The organism is Pseudomonas serbica, from assembly GCF_028823535.1.
Classification (GTDB): domain Bacteria; phylum Pseudomonadota; class Gammaproteobacteria; order Pseudomonadales; family Pseudomonadaceae; genus Aquipseudomonas; species Aquipseudomonas serbica.
The window spans coordinates 204,726-225,798 of sequence record NZ_JAQIYM010000011.1 but is presented as its reverse complement, the minus strand read 5'-3'; the positions used below and the strand labels follow the sequence as shown (position 1 = coordinate 225,798).

Sequence of the window (21,073 nt, the reverse complement as noted above, 5' to 3'; positions counted from 1 at the left end):
CGTGGATCATTCAGCGAGCGGTGATTTTCCACGCGCGATGGATCTTGGCGTTACGGGAAAAGTCCGCATCGATGGTCTGGGCAGTGATCTCTTCGATCGCGTAGCGCTCGATCAGGTTGGGCTCGAGTTCGAACTTGCGGAAGTTGTTGGAGAAGTACAACACCCCGCCCGGTGCCAGGCGCGCCATGGCCAGGTCGATCAGTTGCACCTGGTCACGTTGCACGTCGAAGATCCCTTCCATGCGCTTGGAGTTGGAGAAGGTCGGCGGGTCGATGAAAATCAGGTCGTACTCTTCACGACAGGCTTCCAGCCAAACCATCACATCACTCTGCTCCAGGCGGTTCTTGTCGGAGAAACCGTTCAGCGACAGGTTGCGACGCGCCCAGTCCAGGTAGGTTTTCGACAGGTCGACGCTGGTGGTACTGCGCGCGCCGCCCTTGGCCGCATGGACACTGGCGGTGGCGGTGTAGCAGTACAGATTGAGGAAACGCTTGCCCTCGGCCTCTTTCTGGATACGCATGCGCATCGGCCGGTGGTCGAGGAACAACCCGGTATCGAGGTAATCGGTGAGGTTGACCAGCAGCTTCACCCCGCCTTCGTTGACCTCGACGAACTTGCCTTGGGCCGCCTGGCGTTCGTACTGTTTGGTACCGCTCTGACGCTCGCGACGCTTGACCACCACGCGGCTCTTGTCGACGTTCAGGGCCTGGGGGATCGCCGCCAGGGCGTCGAACATGCGCGCCGAGGCCTTCTCCGGATCAATGGATTTCGGCGCGGCGTATTCCTGGACGTGGACCCAGTCGTGGTACAGGTCGATGGCCATGGAGTATTCCGGCATGTCGGCATCGTAGACGCGATAACAGTCGATGCCTTCACGCTTGACCCACTTGCCCAGCGCCTTGAGGTTTTTCTGCAGGCGGTTGGCAAACATCTGCCCGCCTTCGCTCAGGCGTGGCTGCTCGATCACTGGCGCCGGGGCCGGCGTCGGTTTGATCGGGTTGCCGTTCTTGTTGTACTGGCGCTCTTGCGGCTCACTCGGCGCCTGATCGTAGGCCGCCTGTTCACGCTCGGCCTGACGCTGTTCCGGAGTACGCCGTTCGCCGGTGACGAATTGATCCGGCAACACCTTGATCAGCAACAGCTTGCACGGCAAGGCGCCGTTCCAGAACGAATACTGTTTGTGGCTGCGGATACCCATGCGCTTGCCCAGGTCCGGAGCGCCGGTAAACACTGCGGCTTCCCAGTTGAGGCAGGCCTGACGCAGGCGTTCACCGAGGTTCTGGTAGAGGTAGAGCAAGCTCGCCTCGTCGCCCAGGCGCTCGCCGTACGGTGGGTTGCAGATCACCAGGCCTTTCTGGTTCTGGTCCGGACGCGGCTCGAAGGTCGCGACTTCGCCTTGATAGATCTTGATCCACTCGCTCAGGCCGGCACGTTCGACGTTGTTGCGACCCGGCTGGATCAGGCGCGGATCGGCTTCGTAACCGCGAATCCACAACGGTGGCTTGGCCAGGCCGGCCGCCGCACGCTCACTGGCTTCTTCATGGAGTTTTTTCCACAACGCCGGCACATGGCCGAGCCAGGCGGTGAAACCCCATTGCTCGCGGCGCAGGTTCGGCGCGATGTCGGCAGCGATCATCGCCGCTTCGACCAGAAAGGTGCCCACCCCGCACATCGGGTCAGCCAGGGCGCCACCTTCCGCTGCAATACGCGGCCAGCCGGAACGGATCAGGATCGCCGCTGCCAGGTTTTCCTTCAGCGGTGCCGCACCTTGCTGCAGGCGATAGCCGCGCTGGTGCAGGCTATGGCCGGACAGGTCGAGCGAAAGGATCGCTTCACCGCGATCCAGGCGCAGATGGATGCGCAGGTCCGGGTTGAGCTTGTCGATGGACGGACGATCGCCCTGCGGGGTGCGCAGTTTGTCGACGATGGCGTCCTTGACCTTCAAGGCGCCGAAGTGGGTGTTGTCGATGCCTGAGCCGTGACCGCTGAATTCGACGGCCAGGGTGCCGTCATTGAGCATATGGTCTTGCCACTCGATGTCCAGCACGCCGTGGTACAGGTCTTCGGCGTCTTTCATCGGGAAACGCTTGAGTACCAGCAGTACCCGGTTGGCCAGGCGCGACCACAGGCACAGACGGTAAGCGGTTTCCATGGTGGCCATGCCACGCACGGCAGACGTGTGCTCACGCGCTTCCTCAAGGCCAAGCCCGACGGCTTCCTCGATGAGCAGGCCTTCAAGGCCTTTAGGGCAAGTGAGGAAGAGTTCGAAACGATCGGACATGAGAATTCGGAGCCTTTGCTGAGTGGACCGGCAACGCATTGCCGGACCGGTTTTCAATCAGGCGCTTTTCTCGAAGAGCGCCCGCGTGGCACGAAGGTGTGCCGGTTCCACCCTTGCTGCCCGGGTTAAATGAGCTTAGATGCAAGGACAGATAAAAAAGTTGATGCAACAAAATGACATAAGTCGACCCTTCGTCGAATAGTCCGTCCCGGCAACGGGAGGCATTCTCAGCAAAGGATTAACCTGATCATCCAACGCAGGGCCGATCATACCGGGGTTTGATCAATAAAGACGCCACAAACATCATGTTACTTAGTGCCATACCACCTTAACGGTTACGTCCTTATGACAAAACGATCATTCCCTCGATGTGACGCATTGGTTAGAACTCAACACAGGTTGGCGCCGCAATGACGTCAACACCTTGGCTCGTCACGCCGGCAACGAGCCCCCAACGGCAGAGTTTTTTCTGCCAGACCTCGATTGAGGTCGACGCGATAAATACAGTCAACAAGTGAGGGCAACACCCTATGAGAAGACTTAAGCGTGATCCGTTGGAAAGAGCATTTTTGCGCGGATATCAATATGGCGTTGGTGGTAAATCCCGTGAGCTTTGCCCATTTACTCTACCGTCGGTACGCCAAGCCTGGATTAACGGCTGGCGAGAAGGACGCGGCGACAACTGGGACGGTATGACCGGCACTGCGGGAATCCACAGACTCAACGAACTTCACGCCGTCGGCTAACACAGGGCAGACACTCCGACACACAATCTGATTATGTAGCGAATTAACCACGCACGTCCCATCCGGACGGCGGGCTACGGCCCAGGGGCTCCTTTAAAGGGGCCCTTTTTTATGCCTGTAATTCGAGACCCGGCTTGCTGGCGATGGCGTCCTTGAGATCGTCATCGCCGGCAAGCCGGCTCCTATAGGGATCAGCGCAGGGCAGCGATGGCGTCTACCGACTCGCGGATGAGCGCCGGGCCCTTGTAGATAAAGCCGGAGTAGATCTGCACCAGGCTTGCACCGGCGTTGATCTTCTCGGCGGCGTGTTTGCCTTCGGTGATGCCACCCGCTGCGATGATCGGCAAGCGGCCACCCAGCTCCGAAGCCAGAACCTTCACGGTGTGGGTGCTCTTGTCACGCACCGGTGCGCCGGACAGACCACCCGCCTCGTCACCATGCTCCATGCCTTCCACGCCCACGCGGCTCAGGGTGGTATTGGTGGCGATGACCGCGTCCATTCCGGTTTCGATCAACGCCTGTGCAACCTGAGCGGTTTCTTCGTCGGTCATGTCCGGCGCAATCTTGATCGCCAGCGGCACGTGCCTGCCGTGGCGCAGCGCCAGCTCGGCCCGACGCGTGGCGAGGTCCGCCAGCAGTTGCTTGAGCGAGTCACCGAACTGCAGGCTGCGCAGGCCCGGGGTATTGGGCGAGCTGACGTTGACCGTCACATAGCTGGCATGGGCGTAGACCTTGTCCAGGCAGATCAGGTAGTCGTCGACCGCGCGTTCGACCGGGGTGTCGAAGTTCTTGCCGATATTGATGCCCAGCACGCCCTTGTACTTGGCGGCTGCCACGCGGGCCAGCAGGTGATCGACGCCCAGGTTGTTGAAGCCCATGCGGTTGATGATCGCCTCGGCCTCCGGCAGACGGAACAGGCGCGGCTTCGGATTGCCCGGTTGCGGGCGCGGGGTAATGGTGCCGATTTCGACAAAACCAAAACCCAGTTGCGCAAAGCCGTCGATGGCGGCGCCATTCTTGTCCAGGCCGGCGGCCAGGCCCACCGGGTTCGGGAACTCCAGGCCCATGACATTCACCGGCAGTCTTGCCGGGGCCTTGCACAGCAAACCGTTGAGCCCCAGGCGTCCGCCCGCGCCGATCAAGTCCAGGGACAGATCGTGAGAGGTTTCCGGGGAAAGTTTGAACAACAGCTGACGGGCCAGGGTGTACATGGGCGGGCTTGACTCGATTGGCGGCGAAATGAGGCGGCGATTATACCCGCGCATCGGGGTCGCAAGCGAGGCGCGCGACAAAATCAGCGGGCGCTGGCATATGCCTTGCACCAGCACAGGCATCAGCACGCAGGCCAACGGCGGAATGCGTGTCAGGACAATGGCGTCGTCAGCCGGCCCTGCTCATAAGGGATCCGGGACGACGTTTTTTTTGGAAGGTGCGAAATCGATGAACGAACCCTCAACCGGCCCCCTGGCCTGGGTCAATGGCAGCGATGCCCCGGAAAAGACCGAAATCAACCTCGGCTTCATGGCCCTGAGCGACTGCGCTTCGGTCGTGGTCGCCGCCACCCAGGGCTTCGCCCAGCCCTACGGACTGACCTTGAACCTCAAGCGCCAATCGTCCTGGGCCAACCTGCGGGACAAACTGGTCAGCGGTGAACTCGATGCCGCCCACAGCCTCTACGGCCTGATCTATGCGGTACACCTGGGCATTGGCGGCGTGGCCTCCACCCCTATGGCGGTGCTCATGGGCCTGAACCAGAACGGCCAGAGCATCAATCTCTCCCACGGCTTGCAGGCCGCTGGCGTGACCAGTCCTGAAGCACTGGACCGTCACGTGCACCAAAGTCGCCCAAAACTGACCTTCGCCCAGACCTTTCCGACCGGCACCCATGCCATGTGGCTTTATTACTGGCTGGCCAGCCAGGGCATTCATCCGTTGCACGACGTCGACAGCGTGGTGGTGCCGCCACCGCAAATGGTCGCGCACCTGCAAGCCGGGCGCATCGACGGCTTCTGCGTCGGCGAGCCCTGGGCGGACAGTGCGGTGAAGCAGAACCTCGGGTTTACGATGGCCACGTCCCAGTCCATCTGGCCCGATCACCCGGAAAAAGTCCTCGGCTGTACGCGCGCCTTCGTCGAGCAATACCCCAACACCGCCCGGGCGCTGGTGATGGCCATCCTCGAAGCCAGCCGCTTCATTGACGACAGCACCGAGAATCGCCGCAGTACCGCGCAATTGCTCAGCGCGCCGCAGTACCTCGATGCGCCGCTGGCGTGCATTGAACCGAGGCTGCTGGGTAACTACGACGACGGCCTGGGCAACCAATGGCAAGATGCGCACGCGCTGCGCTTCCATGGAGAGGGCGCGATCAACCTGCCCTACCTGTCCGATGGCATGTGGTTCATGACCCAGTTTCGTCGCTGGGGCCTGCTGCGCGACGACCCCGATTACCTTGCCGTAGCCCGCCAGGTGCAACAACTAGACTTATACCGTGAAGCCGCCAGCGCCGTCGGTGTCGCCGCCCCACGCAATGAGATGCGCAGCAGCCAGTTGATTGACGGCAAGGTCTGGGACGGTTTGGACCCGGCCGGTTATGCGCGCAGCTTCAAGCTGCACGCCTTGAACGACAGCTCGCCACTTCTCGCCAGCCGCTGACAGGAGACTGCGAACATGCTGCGTATCCTGCTGATCAACGACACTGCAAAAAAAGTCGGACGCTTGAAGGCTGCCCTCACCGAGGCCGGTTTCGAGGTCATCGACGAATCCGGGCTGACCATCGACTTGCCCGAACGCGTCGAAACGGTGCGCCCGGACGTGATCCTGATCGATACCGAGTCACCGAGCCGAGATGTCATGGAACAAGTGGTACTGGTCAGCCGCGACCAGCCACGGCCGATCGTGATGTTTACCGACGAACACGATCCCGATGTGATGCGCCAAGCGATCAAGTCCGGGGTCAGTGCCTACATCGTCGAAGGCATCCACGCGCAACGCCTGCAACCCATTCTTGACGTGGCCATGGCGCGCTTCGAAAGCGACCAGGCCTTGCGCGCCCAACTGCACGCCCGCGACCAGCAACTGGCCGAGCGCAAGCGCATCGAACTGGCCAAGGGGCTGCTGATGAAGATGAAGGACTGCAACGAAGAAGAGGCCTACACCCTCATGCGTCGGCAGGCGATGAGCCGCCAGCAGAAGCTGATCCAGGTGGCGGAGCAGATCATTGCCATGAGCGAATTGCTTGGGTGAGCTTCGTGGTGCCTTTGAAGGCCTCTACGCGAGCAGGCTCGCTCCCACATGAATGGCATTCCCCTGTGGGAGCGAGCCTGCTCGCGAATGGCCGCGACTCGGTCTCAACTGTTGGCACAGATCTGGCTTAGTAATCCCTACAGGTAACCAACGGCGGTTGCCCCACCTACGACAAAGACGTCGCTCACCTCATTTGCCCCTTGGCGAATCAGGTGGCGGCGTTTTTTTTGTTTTGGCCCCCGTTCGAGACTCCTACCACCTGAGGTGCGCGATGAATTCAAGCTTCTGGAAATCCGGCCATACCCCGACACTGTTCGCAGCCTTCCTCTATTTCGACCTGAGCTTCATGGTGTGGTACCTGCTTGGCCCGCTGGCCGTGCAGATTGCGGGCGACCTGCACCTGACCACCCAGCAACGCGGGCTGGTGGTGGCCACACCAATTCTGGCCGGGGCAGTACTGCGCTTTGTGATGGGAATGCTGGCTGATCGCCTGTCACCCAAGACCGCCGGCCTGATCGGTCAGGTGATCGTCATCTGCGCGCTGTTCGGTGCCTGGAAACTCGGCATCCACAGCTACGAACAAGCCTTGCTGTTGGGGCTGTTCCTCGGCATGGCCGGCGCGTCCTTCGCTGTCGCCCTGCCCTTGGCATCGCAGTGGTATCCGCCACAGCATCAAGGCAAGGCCATGGGCATCGCCGGGGCCGGTAATTCCGGCACCGTACTGGCGGCGCTGATTGCACCGGTCCTGGCAGGCGCCTTTGGCTGGAGCAACGTGTTCGGCTTCGCGCTGATCCCGTTGATCCTGACGCTGATCGTCTTCGCCTGGCTGGCGAAAAACGCGCCTGAGCGGCCGAAAGCCAAGTCGATGGCCGACTACTTCAAGGCCTTGGGCGACCGCGACAGCTGGTGGTTCATGTTTTTCTACAGCGTGACCTTCGGTGGTTTCATCGGCCTGGCCAGCGCCCTGCCCGGTTACTTCAACGACCAGTATGGCCTGAGCCCGGTCACCGCCGGTTACTACACGGCAGCCTGTGTGTTCGGCGGCAGCCTGATGCGTCCGTTGGGCGGCGCCCTGGCCGATCGCTTCGGCGGCATTCGCACCCTGCTGGCGATGTACACCGTGGCGGCCATCTGCATCGCTGCCGTCGGTTTCAACTTGCCGAGTTCCTACGCCGCGCTGGCCCTGTTCGTGTGCACGATGCTTGGTTTGGGTGCAGGTAACGGTGCAGTGTTCCAGTTGGTGCCACAGCGTTTCCGTCGCGAGATCGGCGTCATGACCGGGCTGATCGGCATGGCTGGCGGCATCGGTGGATTTGCCTTGGCAGCCGGCATGGGCGCGATCAAGCAGAGCACCGGCAGCTACCAGATGGCTTTGTGGTTGTTCGCCAGCCTGGGCGTTCTCGCCTGGTTCGGCCTGCATGGCGTAAAACGTCGCTGGAGGACCACCTGGGGTTCGGCTGCCGTAACGGCTGCACGGGTCTGACACCGCCATGAGCCTGCAACTGAGTTTCGCCCAAGCCAGCGCCATCGGTCCGCGCGAAGAGAATCAGGATGCCTTGCGCCTCGTCACGCCGGCCCCGGCGCTGGCGGCCAGCAAGGGCTACCTGTTCGCCATCGCCGATGGCGTCAGCCAGTGCGCCGACGGTGGCCTGGCAGCTCGCTCGACCTTGCAGGCTTTGGCGCTGGACTACTACGCCACTCCGGAAACCTGGGGGGTCGCCCAGGCCCTGGATCGCTTGCTGCTGGCGCAGAACCGCTGGCTGCAGGCCAACGGTGCAGGTCAGCCGTTGCTGACCACCGTCAGCGCCCTGGTCCTGCGCGGCCGGCGCTTTACCCTGGCCCATGTCGGCGATTGCCGGGTGTACCGCTGGCACGCCGAACAGTTGCAACGGGTCAGCGAGGATCACGTCTGGGACCAACCGGGCATGCAGCATGTCCTCAAGCGTGCACTGGGACTGGATCAGCACCTGGTGCTGGATTTTCTCGATGGTGAATTGCGCATTGATGAAAGCTTCGTGCTGCTCAGCGACGGTGTCTGGGCGGTTCTGGGCGACACCGCCATTGCGGCGATCCTGCGCGATCAACCGGACCTCGACAGCGCCGCGCAGACCCTGGTCAACGCCGCGCACCTGGCGGGCAGCCAGGATAACGCCAGCGCACTGCTGGTGCGGGTCGATGCCTTGGGTGAAGCGAGTATCGGCGATGCTTTGATTCACCTGCAGCAATGGCCCCTGCCTCCGGCACTGAAACCGGGCCAGGTTTTCGAAGGCTGGCAGATTGAAGGGATTCTCAGCCAGAGCCAGCAATCCTTGCTCTACCGGGTACGCGACAGCCAACAGCAACCCTGGCTGCTGAAAACCCTGCCCGCGCACTTGCACGACGATCACCAGGCCGGGCAGGCATTGCTGTCCGAAGAGTGGTTCCTCAAACGCGTGGCCGGGCGGCACTTCCCTGAAGTGCATGCGGCCAGCCAGCGTCAGCATCTGTACTACGTGATGCGTGAATATCCGGGCTCGACCCTGGCGCAACTGCAAGAACAGATCGGCCCCCTGCCCCTGGCCCAATGGCAGGACATCGCTGAACGCCTGCTGCGGGCCGTCGGCATGCTGCATCGACGGCAGATCCTGCATCGCGATATCAAGCCGCAGAACCTGCTGTCAGGGGACGACGGCGAGTTGCGCCTGCTGGATTTCGGCCTCGCCTACTGCCCCGGCCTGTCTGAAGATCAACCCAGCGTGTTGCCCGGGACTCCCAGTTACATCGCCCCGGAAGCCTTCCGCGGCGACGCACCGACCCCGCAACAAGACCTGTATGCGGTTGGGGTGACTTTGTACTTTCTGCTCACAGGGCAGTATCCCTACGGTGAAATAGAAGCCTTTCAGCGCCCCCGGTTCGGCGTACCGGTCAGTGCCAGTCGCTACCGCCCCGACCTGCCGGAATGGCTGGCGCAAAGCCTGGAACGCGCAGTTGCCCCGGACCCGGCCCAGCGCTTTGAAACGGCAGAGGAATGGTTGCGGCTGCTGGAGCAGGGGGAGCGACACAGTTTAAGCGTAAGGCCCAGGCCTCTACTGGAACGCGAACCGCTGAAGGTATGGCGCACGTTGGCCCTGTTGTCGCTGGTGGCCAACCTGGCGTTGCTGTTCCTGGTGTTCCATGGCTGAGCCTGTTTTGTTCTTAAAACCTATCACCGTCATCTCGTGAGGAAAAACACCATGAACGCAAAAGTCTGGCTGGTGGGTGCGGGTCCTGGTGACCCTGAATTGCTGACCCTCAAGGCCGTGCGCGCATTGAAGGAAGCGGATGTGGTGCTGATCGATGACCTGGTCAATGGCGTGATACTCGAACACTGCCCGGATGCACGGATCGTAGCGGTGGGCAAACGCGGCGGTTGCCGCTCCACGCCCCAAGCGTTCATCCATCGCCTGATGCTGCGTTACGCCCGCCAGGGCAAATGCGTGGTGCGGCTCAAAGGGGGTGATCCGTGCATTTTCGGGCGTGGTGGCGAAGAGGCGCAGTGGCTGCGTGAGCGCGGGGTCGAAGTGGAGCTGGTCAATGGCATCACTGCCGGGCTCGCGGGTGCCACGCAATGCGATATCCCGCTGACCCTGCGCGGTGTAGCGCGTGGCGTGACACTGGTCACCGCCCATACCCAGGACGGCAGCAGCCTGAATTGGCAGGCTTTGGCCCAGGGCGGTACGACCCTGGTGATCTACATGGGCGTGGCCAAACTCAGCGAAATCCGCGAGCAGCTGTTGGCGGGCGGGATGGCCGCGGGCACGCCGGTGGCGATGATCGAAAACGCTTCAATGCCGCAACAGCGCGAATGTAGGAGCGATCTGACAGCCATGGAGGAAGATGCCTACGCCTTTGAGCTGAAAAGCCCGGCCATTCTGGTGATCGGTGCGGTGGCGGCGGGCAGCTGGCGAGAAGATCAAAAGATCGCAGCCTGCGGCAGTTCCTACACGGGTCCCGCGTAAACCCTCAAATCGCAGGCAAAGAAAAGCCCGGCCTGAGCCGGGCTTTTCTCGTAGCTGCGAGCTAATTACTTAGCTTGAGCTTCAACCTGCGCTTCTACGCGACGGTTTACAGCACGGCCAGCGTCAGTAGCGTTGTCGGCAACTGGGCGGGATTCGCCGTAGCCAACAGACTGAACGCGGGACGATTCAACACCGTACTGGTTGGTCAGAACCTGCTTAACGGCGTTTGCACGACGCTCGGACAGTTTCTGGTTGTAAGCGTCAGGACCGACGGAGTCAGTGTGACCTTCAACAGTGGTGCTGGTGGATGGGTACTGCTTCATGAAGTCAGCCAGGTTCTTGATGTCGCCGTAGCTGTTAGGCTTGACTACCGACTTGTCGAAGTCGAACTTCACGTCCAGCTCAACACGAACAACTTCAGCAACTGCTGGGCAGCCGTCAGCGTCAACAGTTACGTTGGCTGGGGTGTCCGGGCACTTGTCAACGTTGTCGCAAACGCCATCGTTGTCGCTGTCGGAGCAGACTTCTGGAGCTGGAACTGGAGCAGGAGCTGGTTTGGAGCCGCCACCGAAGTTCACACCGATACCGACGCTAGGAGCCCACTCGGTGTTGCCCTGGTCGATGTTGTATTGAGCTTCAACGCCAGCACGGGCGTAGAAGTTCTCGGTGAAGTACAACTTGGCACCGCCGCCAACGTTGGCGAAGGTGGAGTGGTTACGACCGTTCGAACCGTTCTGGTCGATGCTCTGGTGGGAGAAACCACCGGAGAGGTACGGACGAACCATGTCGCCTGGGTTGTTGAAGTGGTACAGACCGTCCAGAGCTGCGTTCGAGCCCTTCACGTTCTGGCCATCATCGGTAACGGCGTTGTGAACTTCGTCGTAGGACAGACGCAGTTCAACGTCGTCAGTCAGGAAGTAACCGATCGAACCGCCCGGCAGGATGCCGTCGTTCTTGAAGTTACGGTCGCTATCGAAATACTGCTTCTTTGCGTAGCCTTCGATTTCAACTGCGCCTTGGCCCTGTGCCAGAGCGCCGATGGAAGTGGCGGCAATAAGAGAACCAATGGCCAAGCCCAAGGTGTTTTTCAGTTTCATCCGTTAAATCCCCATCTGGTGATTGTGAAGCAGTCCCGCAAACCGGGGGACAACTCGGCGGCAAGTCTATCAGAACTTGCCTACACGTAAGAGATATTTGCGCCGAACTAAGTTTCAGCAATGCCTGCAAATTTCTCACGCAATTTATCTAGAGCGCGTTTGTACCGCATTTTTGTTGCGCTCAAGCCCATGTGCATGATGTCTGCGATCTCCTGAAACTCTAGCTCTGCGACAAATCGTAGCACCAGAATTTCCCGGTCAATCGGGTTCACATACACTAACCAGCGATCAAGTCCACCCTTCTCCTCGGGTTTCGGCGCCTTTTCTTCGGACGCTTCCTCGAGGGGGTCAAGACTCAATGCGTCCATCAAGCGACGCTTTCGCCGTTCCTTTCGATACTGCGTAATGCACTCGTTGTACGTGATGCTATATAGCCATGTCTTGAACTTCGATTTTCCCTCGAAGTTCTTCAGGCCGTACAGAACCTTCAACATGACCTCCTGACAGACATCGTCAGCGTCGCGATCGTTCCCGAGATACCTTGCACAGACGTTAAATAATGTTCGTTGGTAACGCCGCATCAGTTCTTCATAGGCGCGCGTCACGTGAAACAGCTCGGTATGCGAGCGCGCGACCAACTCCTCATCAGAGAGCTCGCGGGGGTCGTAGCGCATGGATAGCGATTGGGCTTTATTCAAAACAAGTCGTGCCGACAGTCAGGTCAATGTCCGCCGCAGCCAGCATCAGGCGGCATTTTACGGCGGCATACATTAGCAGGGTTTGCCGGGTTAGCGGCTACTCACATGCTGCTCGAGGAGGATCCGATTGGAGAGAGAGACTAGCTCACCCTCATCGGTCAGCAATGTGGTTTTAACCGTGCCGATCTCTTCGATCTGCCCTTCGACCTCTCCAACTCGCACTTGTTGCCCAACCTGGTACAACTCACGCACATAGATTCCCGCAAGAATCTGACCGGCAATTTCCCGGCTTCCCAATCCCATGGCCAGCGCAACCGCCAGACCAACGGTAATCAATACGATCACGATCACATGGTTGAGCAGGTCAGTCTTGACCTCCAACTGACTGATCGCGACCGAGATACTGATGATGATCACCAGGCCCTGGGCAATTCTCCCAAGCCCTGAAGCGTAGTCCAGTCCTACGCCTTCTGCCGCGCCGCGCACCAGCCCGTTGGCCAATTGTGCCAGCAAGACACCCACCAGCAGTACCAGCGCCGCGCCGAATACTTTCGGCAAATACAACGCAAGCATATCCAGCGTAGCTGAAACTCGCTCAAGTCCAAGTGATTCTGCGGCAGAAACCAGAAAAATAAGCAGAACGAACCAATAGACGATCTTGCCTATCAGCGTCGAAATGGGAACTTGAAGCCCGGCGCGGGACAACAGTTTGGTCAAACCGGTACCGCCCATCAGGCGATCCAGACCCAGTTTGGCGAGCAATTTGGACAGCAGGGTATCCAGCAACTTGGCGACGACAAAACCGAGCAGGAGCACAACCAGTGCGCCGAACAGGTTCGGAATGAAGTTCGCAATCTTGGTCCATAACGCAGTCATTGCAGTGACGAGGCTCTGTGTCCAGAGATCAAGTTCCATATTCAATCAGCCTTATCAGCAGTGCGGGCGGTAGGTTTACGAAGACGGGAGACCGGCGAGACATGGGCCGAACCGCTATTGAGGGCGATCATCAGGGCGGGCAACCAGCGGCCCAGCAGGCTGAACAAATCACCGGCACCCACCTGGCGATTGGCGGTTTTCAGGACACGTCCCAGGCACGCATCGTCGTCCCGGGTGGACGGTGATGCCTTGAGCATGTCGCGCAAAGACTGTTCAAACGGATCGTGCATACGCACCTCTCGTGATGTCTGTGAAAGACGCGATCAAATTTGCTCGGGTCACATGGCGCATTTTCAAACCCAGCGCAAACGTCGGAATAACCACCACTGCCCCAGCGCCACCGAGAGCATCAGCAGGCAGGCGACGAGGAAGCCGTAGGGGCTTTGTGAAAAAGGAATGCCTCCAACGTTGATCCCCAGAAGGCCGGTCAGAAAACTCATCGGCAAAAAAATCCCGGTGATGATGCCGAAGCGATACATCGTACGGTTCATGCGCACGCTCAACCGTCGGTCTTCAGCCTCCAGGACCAGCCCCACGCGCTCCCGCGTCAACTCAAGCTCTTCCAGATAACGGGTCAGGCTGTTGTTCAATTCGTTCCAGTAATCGCCATCGTCCTCGACGAACCAGGGCAGCTTGATCCGCGTCAGTTGACCAAAGATATCCCGCTGCGGAGCGAGGAAACGCTTCAACGCAGCCGCCCGACGACGGATCTGTAAAACAGCCCCGTGCTCGGGCGTATACCGTTCGTCGGAATCCAGCTTTTCTTCTTCCTCATCGACCACTTCCGAGAGGCAACTGACCAGATCCTGCACCTTGTTGGTGAGGTACTGAGCCATGTAGAGAATGAGTTCGGAGGCAGTTTTCGGCCCCTTGCCCTCCTCCAGTTGCACCAGTAATTCTTCGGTGGCGCGCAACGGACGTAGCCGCAGGGATATCACCCGCTGGGCGGAGCCGAAGATCCGCACCGAGACCATGTCTTCAGGCTCGGCCCCCGGATTGAGGTTTACCCCACGCAGAAACAGCAGCAGTTCGCTGTCCGAAAGCTGCAGGAGGCGCGGACGGGTGTTTTCTTCAAGCAGGAGGTCGCAGCTGAACTCACTCAGGCCACTGGACTTGCGCAGCCAGGTCTGGGTTTGCGGGTGACTGCGATCCCAGTGCAGCCACAGGCTTTCGTGAGCCTGCAGCTGCAATTCGTCGAGTTCTGTCCGGGCTATCGAACGCGCACCGCCTTTTCCGTCCAGCACCAGGGCATGTACCAGCCCCCACTGCGCGTTTTCTTCCTCGAACATCCGCATCCCATTCTTCAAAAAAGTCGGCTACAGCTTACTCAGGCATTTTCAGCGGGCTGGGCGAGATGATCACGCCATTGTTATCCGCATAGATGTAGTGACCTGGATGAAAGGTCACGCCGGCGAAGGTCACGGCAACGTTCAGGTCGCCAAGCCCGCGCTTGTCGGTTTTCATCGGGTGGCTGGCCAGTGCCTGAACCCCCAGGTCGGTTTGCGCGATGACGTCGACGTCACGGATGCAACCGTAGATCACCAGCCCTTCCCAACCATTTTTTGCAGCTTTCTCGGCGATCATATCGCCCAGCAGCGCTCGGCGCAGGGAGCCACCGCCGTCGACCACCAGCACTTTGCCATTACCCTTGAGCTCGGCCTGCTCCTTTACCAGCGAGTTGTCTTCGAAGCACTTGATGGTCACGATTTCGCCGCCGAAGGAGTCCCGGCCACCGAAATTGCTGAACATCGGTTCCAGCACCTGCACTAACTCCGGGTAGGCGTCGCACAGGTCAGGCGTGAGGTAATGGTTCATCGAGAAACTCCTGTAAAGAGGAAGAAAGCACGAACATCACTACTGACTCAGTCATCGAAAATGACCAGAACAGCTCAATGCGTCATATCTTAGCCGCAAGCCGACCAGAGCGAAATGCCCTTGATAGAGCGTCCAGCTTAGATCGCCGTGGCCAGATCCGCTTGATCACCGAGCAACGGCGTGTGTTGATCCGTCAACCAGCGTGCCACCAGGGGCCAGACCTCAACCTGGGCGGCTTTGCTGACCAGCATTTCCACATGGCCGAAATTATCGGCAAAACCCTGCTCGCGTCCAAGGTTAATGAATTGCTTGTGCTCGGAACCCAGCTGATCGAACAACTTGCGGCACGCCCAGGCCGGGTCCTGATGATCGCCCACGGCGCTCACCGCCAGCACCGGCACCTTGACCTCGGCCAAGCCCGCCCACCAATCTTTGTCAGCATCGCCAAAGCGCCCGAACAGGCCGTACCAGCGCATGCTTTCCAGGGCCAGGCCGATCGGCTCGTCCTCCGGGCCACGCTTGAGCCGTGAACCGGACAGCTGGGCAAAACGCTTGAGGATGAAACGACCGCTCCATTCCACCGGCGGAAACTTCAGCGGCCAGTAGGTGCGGCTGACTTGCGTGCCAAAGAATGCCGCGGAAGCGACCACGGGCTCGCCAATGTATTCGCCCCCCAGCGCGGCCGCCAGGGTAATGCCGCCCAGCGAGTGGCCGATCCAGTGCGGGACCTGGCCGCTTTGCTCGCGCACGAACGCGCCAATGGCCGGCAGATCGTATCGCGCATAGTCGGCAACACGGTTCTTGCGATAGTTCTGGTTGCGCTGGGACAGGCCGTGACCGCGCATTTCGGCGATCCAGACATCGAACCCCAGGCGCGCCAGATAGGCACCCAGGCCCAGCCCCTTGGGGGAGAACCAGAAACGTCGATTGGAAAAACTGCCGTGCAACAGGATCACCGGCACGCCACGGGATACCGACTCATCAGCCATGCCGAGGCGCGTCACCGCCACTTCTACGGTGCCGTCGGGGCTGTTACCGGGTTTCAACCGGTAGACATCTTCGCTCAGATCGTCGCGCCGCTCGGCGCTGATCAGAGCGACAGGAAACAGGTTGCTGCTGCTTTGCATAATCTCTTGCACAAAAAAGGGCGGCATCCAGAGGAGCCCGCCCTACTTGAATCTCAAAAAAGGCCGCCCCCTAGGGAACGGCCCGTTCACACCCTCAAGCCTGCGCTTGACCTTCCGCCAGGAAGAACCAGGTTTCGAGTACGGAATCAGGGTTCAGCGAAACGCTTTCGATGCCCTGTTCCATCAGCCACTTGGCCAGGTCCGGGTGGTCCGAAGGGCCCTGGCCGCAGATGCCGATGTACTTGCCAGCCTTGTTGCAGGCGGCAATGGCGTTGGCCAGCAGCTTCTTGACCGCCGGGTTACGCTCGTCGAACAGGTGCGCGATGATTCCGGAGTCACGATCCAGGCCCAGGGTGAGCTGGGTCAGGTCGTTGGAGCCGATGGAGAACCCGTCGAAGAACTCGAGGAACTCTTCCGCCAGGATCGCGTTGGACGGCAGTTCGCACATCATGATGATGCGCAGGCCGTTGTCACCACGCGCCAGGCCGTTTTCGGCCAGCAGATCGATCACCTGGCTGGCTTCGCCCAGGGTACGGACGAACGGCACCATGATTTCGACGTTGGTCAGGCCCATCTCGTTGCGCACGCGCTTGAGGGCACGGCACTCGAGTTCGAAGCAGTCACGGAACGATTCGCTGATATAACGCGAAGCACCGCGGAAGCCCAGCATCGGGTTCTCTTCTTCCGGCTCGTAGAGCTTGCCGCCGATCAGGTTGGCGTATTCATTGGACTTGAAGTCCGACAGGCGCACGATGACTTTTTTCGGCGTGAACGCTGCAGCCAGGGTGCTGATGCCTTCGACCAGTTTGTCGACATAGAAGTCGACCGGATCGCTGTAACCGGCGATGCGCTTGTCGACGCTTTCCTTGATGTCCTGCGGCAGGCCGTCGTAGTTCAGCAGCGCCTTGGGGTGCACGCCGATCATGCGGTTGATGATGAACTCGAGGCGGGCCAGGCCCACACCGGCGTTCGGCAACTGCGCGAAGTCGAAGGCGCGGTCCGGGTTGCCGACGTTCATCATGATCTTGAACGGCAGGTCCGGCATGGCGTCCACGGAGTTCTTCTTGATGTCGAAGCCCAGTTCGCCTTCGAAGATGAAACCGGTGTCGCCTTCAGCGCAGGAAACGGTCACGCCCTGGCCGTCTTTCAACAGCTGGGTGGCGTTGCCGCAACCGACCACGGCCGGGATGCCCAGCTCGCGAGCGATGATCGCCGCGTGGCAGGTACGACCACCGCGGTTGGTGACAATGGCGCTGGCGCGCTTCATGACCGGTTCCCAATCCGGGTCGGTCATGTCCGACACCAATACGTCGCCTGGCTGGACCTTGTCCATCTCGGACACGTCCTTGATGATGCGAACCTTGCCGGCGCCGATACGCTGGCCAATGGCACGGCCTTCAACCAGCACGGTGCCGGTTTCCTTCAACAGGTAACGTTCCATGACGTTGGCCTGGGTACGGCTCTTAACGGTTTCCGGACGGGCCTGCACGATGTACAGCTTGCCGTCGTCACCGTCCTTGGCCCATTCGATGTCCATCGGGCACTTGTAGTGCTTCTCGATGATCATCGCCCGCTTGGCCAGCTCGCTGACTTCGGCGTCGGTCAGGCAGAAACGCGCGCGATCGGCCTTGTCGACGTCGACGGTCTTGACCGAACGACCGGCCTTGGCCTCGTCGCCGTAGATCATCTTGATGGCCTTGCTGCCCAGGTTGCGGCGCAGGATCGCCGGACGACCGGCAGCCAGGGTGCCCTTGTGGACGTAGAACTCATCCGGGTTCACCGCGCCTTGTACGACGGTTTCACCCAGGCCGTAGGCGCCGGTGATGAACACCACGTCACGGAAGCCCGACTCGGTGTCGAGGGTGAACATCACGCCGGCAGTGCCGGTCTCGGAGCGGACCATGCGCTGCACGCCAGCCGACAGGGCGACCAGCTTGTGGTCGAAGCCCTGGTGCACGCGGTAGGAAATGGCGCGGTCGTTGAAAAGGGAAGCGAACACCTCTTTGGCGGCGCGAATGACGTTTTCGACACCACGGATGTTCAGGAAGGTTTCCTGCTGGCCGGCGAAGGAAGCATCCGGCAGGTCTTCGGCAGTAGCGGAAGAGCGCACGGCCACGGCCATGTCAGGGTTGCCGGCGGACAGCGTGGCGAACGCGGTACGGATCTCGGCATTCAGTTTTTCCGGGAACTCGGCTTCCATGATCCATTGGCGGATCTGGGCACCGGTCTTGGCCAGGGCATTCACGTCGTCGACGTCCAGGGCATCCAGGGCGTCATGAATCTGCTGGTTCAGGCCGCTCAGCTCGAGGAAATCACGATATGCCTGAGCGGTCGTGGCGAAGCCACCGGGCACCGATACACCGGCACCCGCAAGATTGCTGATCATCTCGCCCAGGGATGCGTTCTTGCCCCCCACGTGCTCAACGTCGTCTTTGCCGAGCTTGTCGAGGGAAACTACGTACTCTACCAAGGTGATCTCTCCACTAACTGTGTTGGAAAAGCTCAGAAACCGGCGGCTCAAGGGAGCGTTTGCCAGTTGTATGGCCTGGACCTGGAAAATAAGTGAGAATGCGGGCCATTGGCGGCCGGCAAATCGCGCCTATCATATCCAAGATTCGTTACTAGCTTAAGGCCCAAGGTGCAAATGAAACGATCTGCTTTCTTTATCTCCGATGGCACGGGCATTACCGCCGAAACCCTCGGCCAAAGCCTTTTGGCGCAGTTCGAAAACATTACCTTCAGCAAAGTCACGCGGCCGTACATCGACAACGTGGACAAAGCGCGGGCCATGGTACAACAAATCAACAAAGCCGCCGAAACCGACGGTTTCCGTCCGATTATCTTCGATACCATCGTCAATCAGGACATTCGTGAGATCCTCGCGACTTCCAATGGTTTCATGATCGACATTTTCTCGACCTTCCTGGCGCCCCTTGAACAGGAACTGACCGAGCATTCTTCCTATACCGTGGGCAAATCCCACTCCATCGGGGCCAACACCAATTACATGGAGCGTATCGAGGCGGTGAACTTCGCTCTCGACAACGACGACGGTGCCCGCACGCACTATTACGACAAGGCCGACCTGATCCTGGTGGGCGTCTCGCGCTGCGGCAAGACCCCGACCTGCCTGTACATGGCCATGCAATTCGGCATTCGCGCGGCCAACTACCCGCTGACCGAAGACGACATGGAGCGCCTGCAACTGCCAAGCGCCCTGCGTGCCCACCAGCACAAGCTGTTCGGCTTGACCATCGACCCGGACCGCCTCACCGCGATCCGCAACGAGCGCAAGCCCAACAGCCGCTACTCGAGCTACGCCCAGTGCGAGTTCGAAGTGCGCGAAGTGGAAAACCTGTTCCGCCGCGAGAACATTCCGAACATCAACTCCACGCATTTTTCCGTGGAAGAGATTTCCGCGAAGATCTTGGTGGAAAAAGGCGTCGAGCGGCGCTTCAAGTAGATTTACAGCGCCTGCCCCGCCGCCTTCGCGAGCAAGCCCGCTCCCACACTGGATCTCCAGTGATCGCACGATCTGTGGGAGCGGGCTTGCTCGCGAAGAACGATAACGCGGTCTCCTAGATCACAAACAAATCCATAAACCGGTTCACCGGTGTCGCCTCAAGCCTCTGCTGATCCTTGCACAACGCAAAAATCTCCTCGCTACGCTGACGGGTGAATCGTGTCAGCAAGTTCGCCCTGAACTTGTCCTCCAACAATGGAATGCCCTCGGCACGACGCCGACGATGACCAATCGGATATTCCACCACCACGTTTTCGGTGCTCGACCCATCCTTGAAAAACACCTGGATCGCATTGGCGATCGAGCGTTTGTCGGCTTCCAGGTATTCGCGGGTGAAACGCGGATCTTCGACAACGGTCATCTTGTTGCGCAGCACATCGATGATCGGATGCGCCTTGTGAAAATCATCTTCGTAGTGCTCGGCCACCAGATTGCCGAAAGCCAGCGGCACAGCGGTCATGTACTGGATGCAGTGATCGCGGTCAGCGGCGTTGGCCAACGGGCCAACCTTGGAAATGATGCGGATCGCCGATTGCTGCGTGGTGATGACGATCCGGTCGATTTCATGCAGGCGATTGCGCACCTGCGGGTGCAAGGTGACCGCTGCTTCACAGGCCGTTTGCGCGTGGAACTCGGCAGGAAAACTGATCTTGAACAGCACGTTTTCCATCACATAGCTGCCGTACGGTCGGGAAAAACTGAATGTCCTTTTATCCTCGGGCTTGAGTGCCAGATCGCTGTTGGTGTGGCTGAACAGTACGTCGTAAAAGCCCCACTGCCTGGCACTCAACACACCCGGAATGCCCATCTCGCCGCGCAGGGCGATGTCTGCCAGGCGCACACCTCGACTGGACGCATCGCCCGCCGCCCAGGATTTGCGCGAGCCGGCATTTGGCGCGTGGCGATAGGTGCGCAAGGCCTGGCCATCAGCGAACGCATGGGACAAGGCCGAGAGCAACTGCTCGCGATTGGCGCCCATGAGTTTGGCGGTGACTGCCGTGGAGGCGACTTTAACCAGGATGACGTGATCGAGGCCGACACGGTTGAACGAGTTTTCCAACGCGATCACACCCTGGATCTCATGGGCCATGATCATCGCTTCAAGCACCGTGCGAAGGGTCAACGGCGCTTCGCCGTTGGCCGAACGCTTTTGCGACAGGTGGTCAGCCACCGCGAGAATGCCACCGAGGTTATCCGACGGATGGCCCCATTCGGCCGCAAGCCAGGTGTCGTTGTAGTCGAGCCAGCGCACGATACAGCCGATGTCCCAGGCCGCCTTGACTGGATCCAGCCGATAGCTGGTGCCGGGCACGCGGGCGCCGAACGGGACGACGGTGCCTTCGACCATGGGCCCCAGGTGCTTGGTACATTCCGGAAACCGCAGGGCCAGCAGGCCGCAGCCGAGGGTGTCCATCAGGCAGTTGCGGGCGGTATCGAGGGCTTCCCGGGACTCGATCTTGTAGCTCAGGACGTAATCGGCAATGTCCTGCAGGACCTGGTCGTAGTCGGGGCGGTTGTTGAGGTCGACGTTGGCGCTCATGTTCGATTCACCTTGTAGGAGCTGGCTTGCCAGCGAAAGCGGTGTCACAGATAACAATGATGTTGAATTTGACGGCCTCTTCGCTGGCAA

Annotated in this window: 18 protein-coding genes; 7 read left to right on the top strand and 11 right to left on the bottom strand. The window is 60.1% G+C overall.

Annotated elements, in window-relative coordinates; genetic code table 11:
* Positions 1–10 precede the first annotated feature (10 nt).
* Positions 11–2,281, bottom strand: a complete 2,271-nt coding sequence (gene rlmKL, locus NQL71_RS19890; RefSeq protein ID WP_274643140.1) for a bifunctional 23S rRNA (guanine(2069)-N(7))-methyltransferase RlmK/23S rRNA (guanine(2445)-N(2))-methyltransferase RlmL — start codon at positions 2,279–2,281, stop codon at positions 11–13.
* A 530-nt stretch (positions 2,282–2,811) separates the two neighbouring features.
* Between rlmKL and rmf the strand changes: the two genes are divergently transcribed.
* Positions 2,812–3,027 (top strand): ribosome modulation factor, encoded by a 216-nt coding sequence (rmf, locus tag NQL71_RS19885; protein ID WP_003223300.1) that lies wholly within the window; start codon positions 2,812–2,814, stop codon positions 3,025–3,027.
* Positions 3,028–3,218: 191 nt separating this feature from the next.
* Here rmf and NQL71_RS19880 read toward each other — a convergent pair whose 3' ends face one another.
* Positions 3,219–4,238 carry a quinone-dependent dihydroorotate dehydrogenase gene (locus NQL71_RS19880; RefSeq protein WP_077185604.1) on the bottom strand — a complete coding sequence of 340 codons (1,020 nt, stop codon included), beginning with the start codon at positions 4,236–4,238 and terminating at the stop codon, positions 3,219–3,221.
* Positions 4,239–4,467: 229 nt separating this feature from the next.
* Between NQL71_RS19880 and NQL71_RS19875 the strand changes: the two genes are divergently transcribed.
* The 5 genes from NQL71_RS19875 (at position 4,468) to cobA (ending at position 10,247) form a co-directional block, all read left to right on the top strand.
* Positions 4,468–5,679 (top strand): CmpA/NrtA family ABC transporter substrate-binding protein, encoded by a 1,212-nt coding sequence (locus tag NQL71_RS19875; RefSeq protein ID WP_046816191.1) that lies wholly within the window; start codon positions 4,468–4,470, stop codon positions 5,677–5,679.
* A 15-nt stretch (positions 5,680–5,694) separates the two neighbouring features.
* Entirely contained in the window at positions 5,695–6,270 is a 576-nt protein-coding gene (locus NQL71_RS19870) for an ANTAR domain-containing response regulator (RefSeq protein WP_008056396.1), read from the top strand.
* Positions 6,271–6,541: 271 nt separating this feature from the next.
* A complete protein-coding gene (locus NQL71_RS19865) occupies positions 6,542–7,753 on the top strand; it encodes a nitrate/nitrite transporter (RefSeq protein ID WP_077185574.1) in 1,212 nt (403 codons plus the stop codon).
* A 7-nt stretch (positions 7,754–7,760) separates the two neighbouring features.
* Positions 7,761–9,431 (top strand): bifunctional protein-serine/threonine kinase/phosphatase, encoded by a 1,671-nt coding sequence (locus NQL71_RS19860; protein ID WP_274643139.1) that lies wholly within the window; start codon positions 7,761–7,763, stop codon positions 9,429–9,431.
* A 51-nt stretch (positions 9,432–9,482) separates the two neighbouring features.
* The gene (gene cobA / locus NQL71_RS19855; protein WP_046816188.1) at positions 9,483–10,247 is read left to right on the top strand and encodes a uroporphyrinogen-III C-methyltransferase; all 765 of its coding nucleotides are present in this window, start codon (positions 9,483–9,485) and stop codon (positions 10,245–10,247) included.
* 65 nt (positions 10,248–10,312) lie between these two features.
* On the opposite strand, the gene NQL71_RS19850 is transcribed toward cobA, so the two are convergent.
* The 8 genes from NQL71_RS19850 to ppsA form a co-directional block, all read right to left on the bottom strand.
* Positions 10,313–11,344, bottom strand: a complete 1,032-nt coding sequence (locus NQL71_RS19850; protein ID WP_046816187.1) for an OmpA family protein — start codon at positions 11,342–11,344, stop codon at positions 10,313–10,315.
* A gap of 107 nt (positions 11,345–11,451) precedes the next feature.
* Positions 11,452–12,042 carry an RNA polymerase sigma factor SigX gene (gene sigX, locus NQL71_RS19845; protein ID WP_075949123.1) on the bottom strand — a complete coding sequence of 197 codons (591 nt, stop codon included), beginning with the start codon at positions 12,040–12,042 and terminating at the stop codon, positions 11,452–11,454.
* A 90-nt stretch (positions 12,043–12,132) separates the two neighbouring features.
* A complete protein-coding gene (locus NQL71_RS19840; RefSeq protein WP_034147984.1) occupies positions 12,133–12,957 on the bottom strand; it encodes a mechanosensitive ion channel family protein in 825 nt (274 codons plus the stop codon).
* Between the two features lie 2 nt (positions 12,958–12,959).
* Positions 12,960–13,208 (bottom strand): hypothetical protein, encoded by a 249-nt coding sequence (locus tag NQL71_RS19835; RefSeq protein ID WP_046816186.1) that lies wholly within the window; start codon positions 13,206–13,208, stop codon positions 12,960–12,962.
* A gap of 63 nt (positions 13,209–13,271) precedes the next feature.
* Positions 13,272–14,267, bottom strand: coding sequence for a divalent cation transporter CmaX (cmaX, locus tag NQL71_RS19830; protein WP_046816205.1), 996 nt, complete (start codon positions 14,265–14,267; stop codon positions 13,272–13,274).
* 34 nt (positions 14,268–14,301) lie between these two features.
* Positions 14,302–14,793 (bottom strand): ribonuclease E activity regulator RraA, encoded by a 492-nt coding sequence (rraA, locus tag NQL71_RS19825; RefSeq protein ID WP_046816185.1) that lies wholly within the window; start codon positions 14,791–14,793, stop codon positions 14,302–14,304.
* A gap of 137 nt (positions 14,794–14,930) precedes the next feature.
* Positions 14,931–15,920 carry an alpha/beta fold hydrolase gene (locus NQL71_RS19820; protein ID WP_274643138.1) on the bottom strand — a complete coding sequence of 330 codons (990 nt, stop codon included), beginning with the start codon at positions 15,918–15,920 and terminating at the stop codon, positions 14,931–14,933.
* A 94-nt stretch (positions 15,921–16,014) separates the two neighbouring features.
* Complete coding sequence (gene ppsA, locus NQL71_RS19815) at positions 16,015–18,390, bottom strand: phosphoenolpyruvate synthase (RefSeq protein WP_274643137.1); 2,376 nt, start codon at positions 18,388–18,390, stop codon at positions 16,015–16,017.
* 174 nt (positions 18,391–18,564) lie between these two features.
* On the opposite strand from ppsA, the gene ppsR reads away from it, so the two are divergent.
* A complete protein-coding gene (gene ppsR / locus NQL71_RS19810; protein ID WP_008048584.1) occupies positions 18,565–19,383 on the top strand; it encodes a posphoenolpyruvate synthetase regulatory kinase/phosphorylase PpsR in 819 nt (272 codons plus the stop codon).
* A gap of 115 nt (positions 19,384–19,498) precedes the next feature.
* On the opposite strand, the gene prpD is transcribed toward ppsR, so the two are convergent.
* Positions 19,499–20,983 (bottom strand): 2-methylcitrate dehydratase, encoded by a 1,485-nt coding sequence (prpD, locus tag NQL71_RS19805; protein WP_046816182.1) that lies wholly within the window; start codon positions 20,981–20,983, stop codon positions 19,499–19,501.
* Positions 20,984–21,073 lie beyond the last annotated feature (90 nt).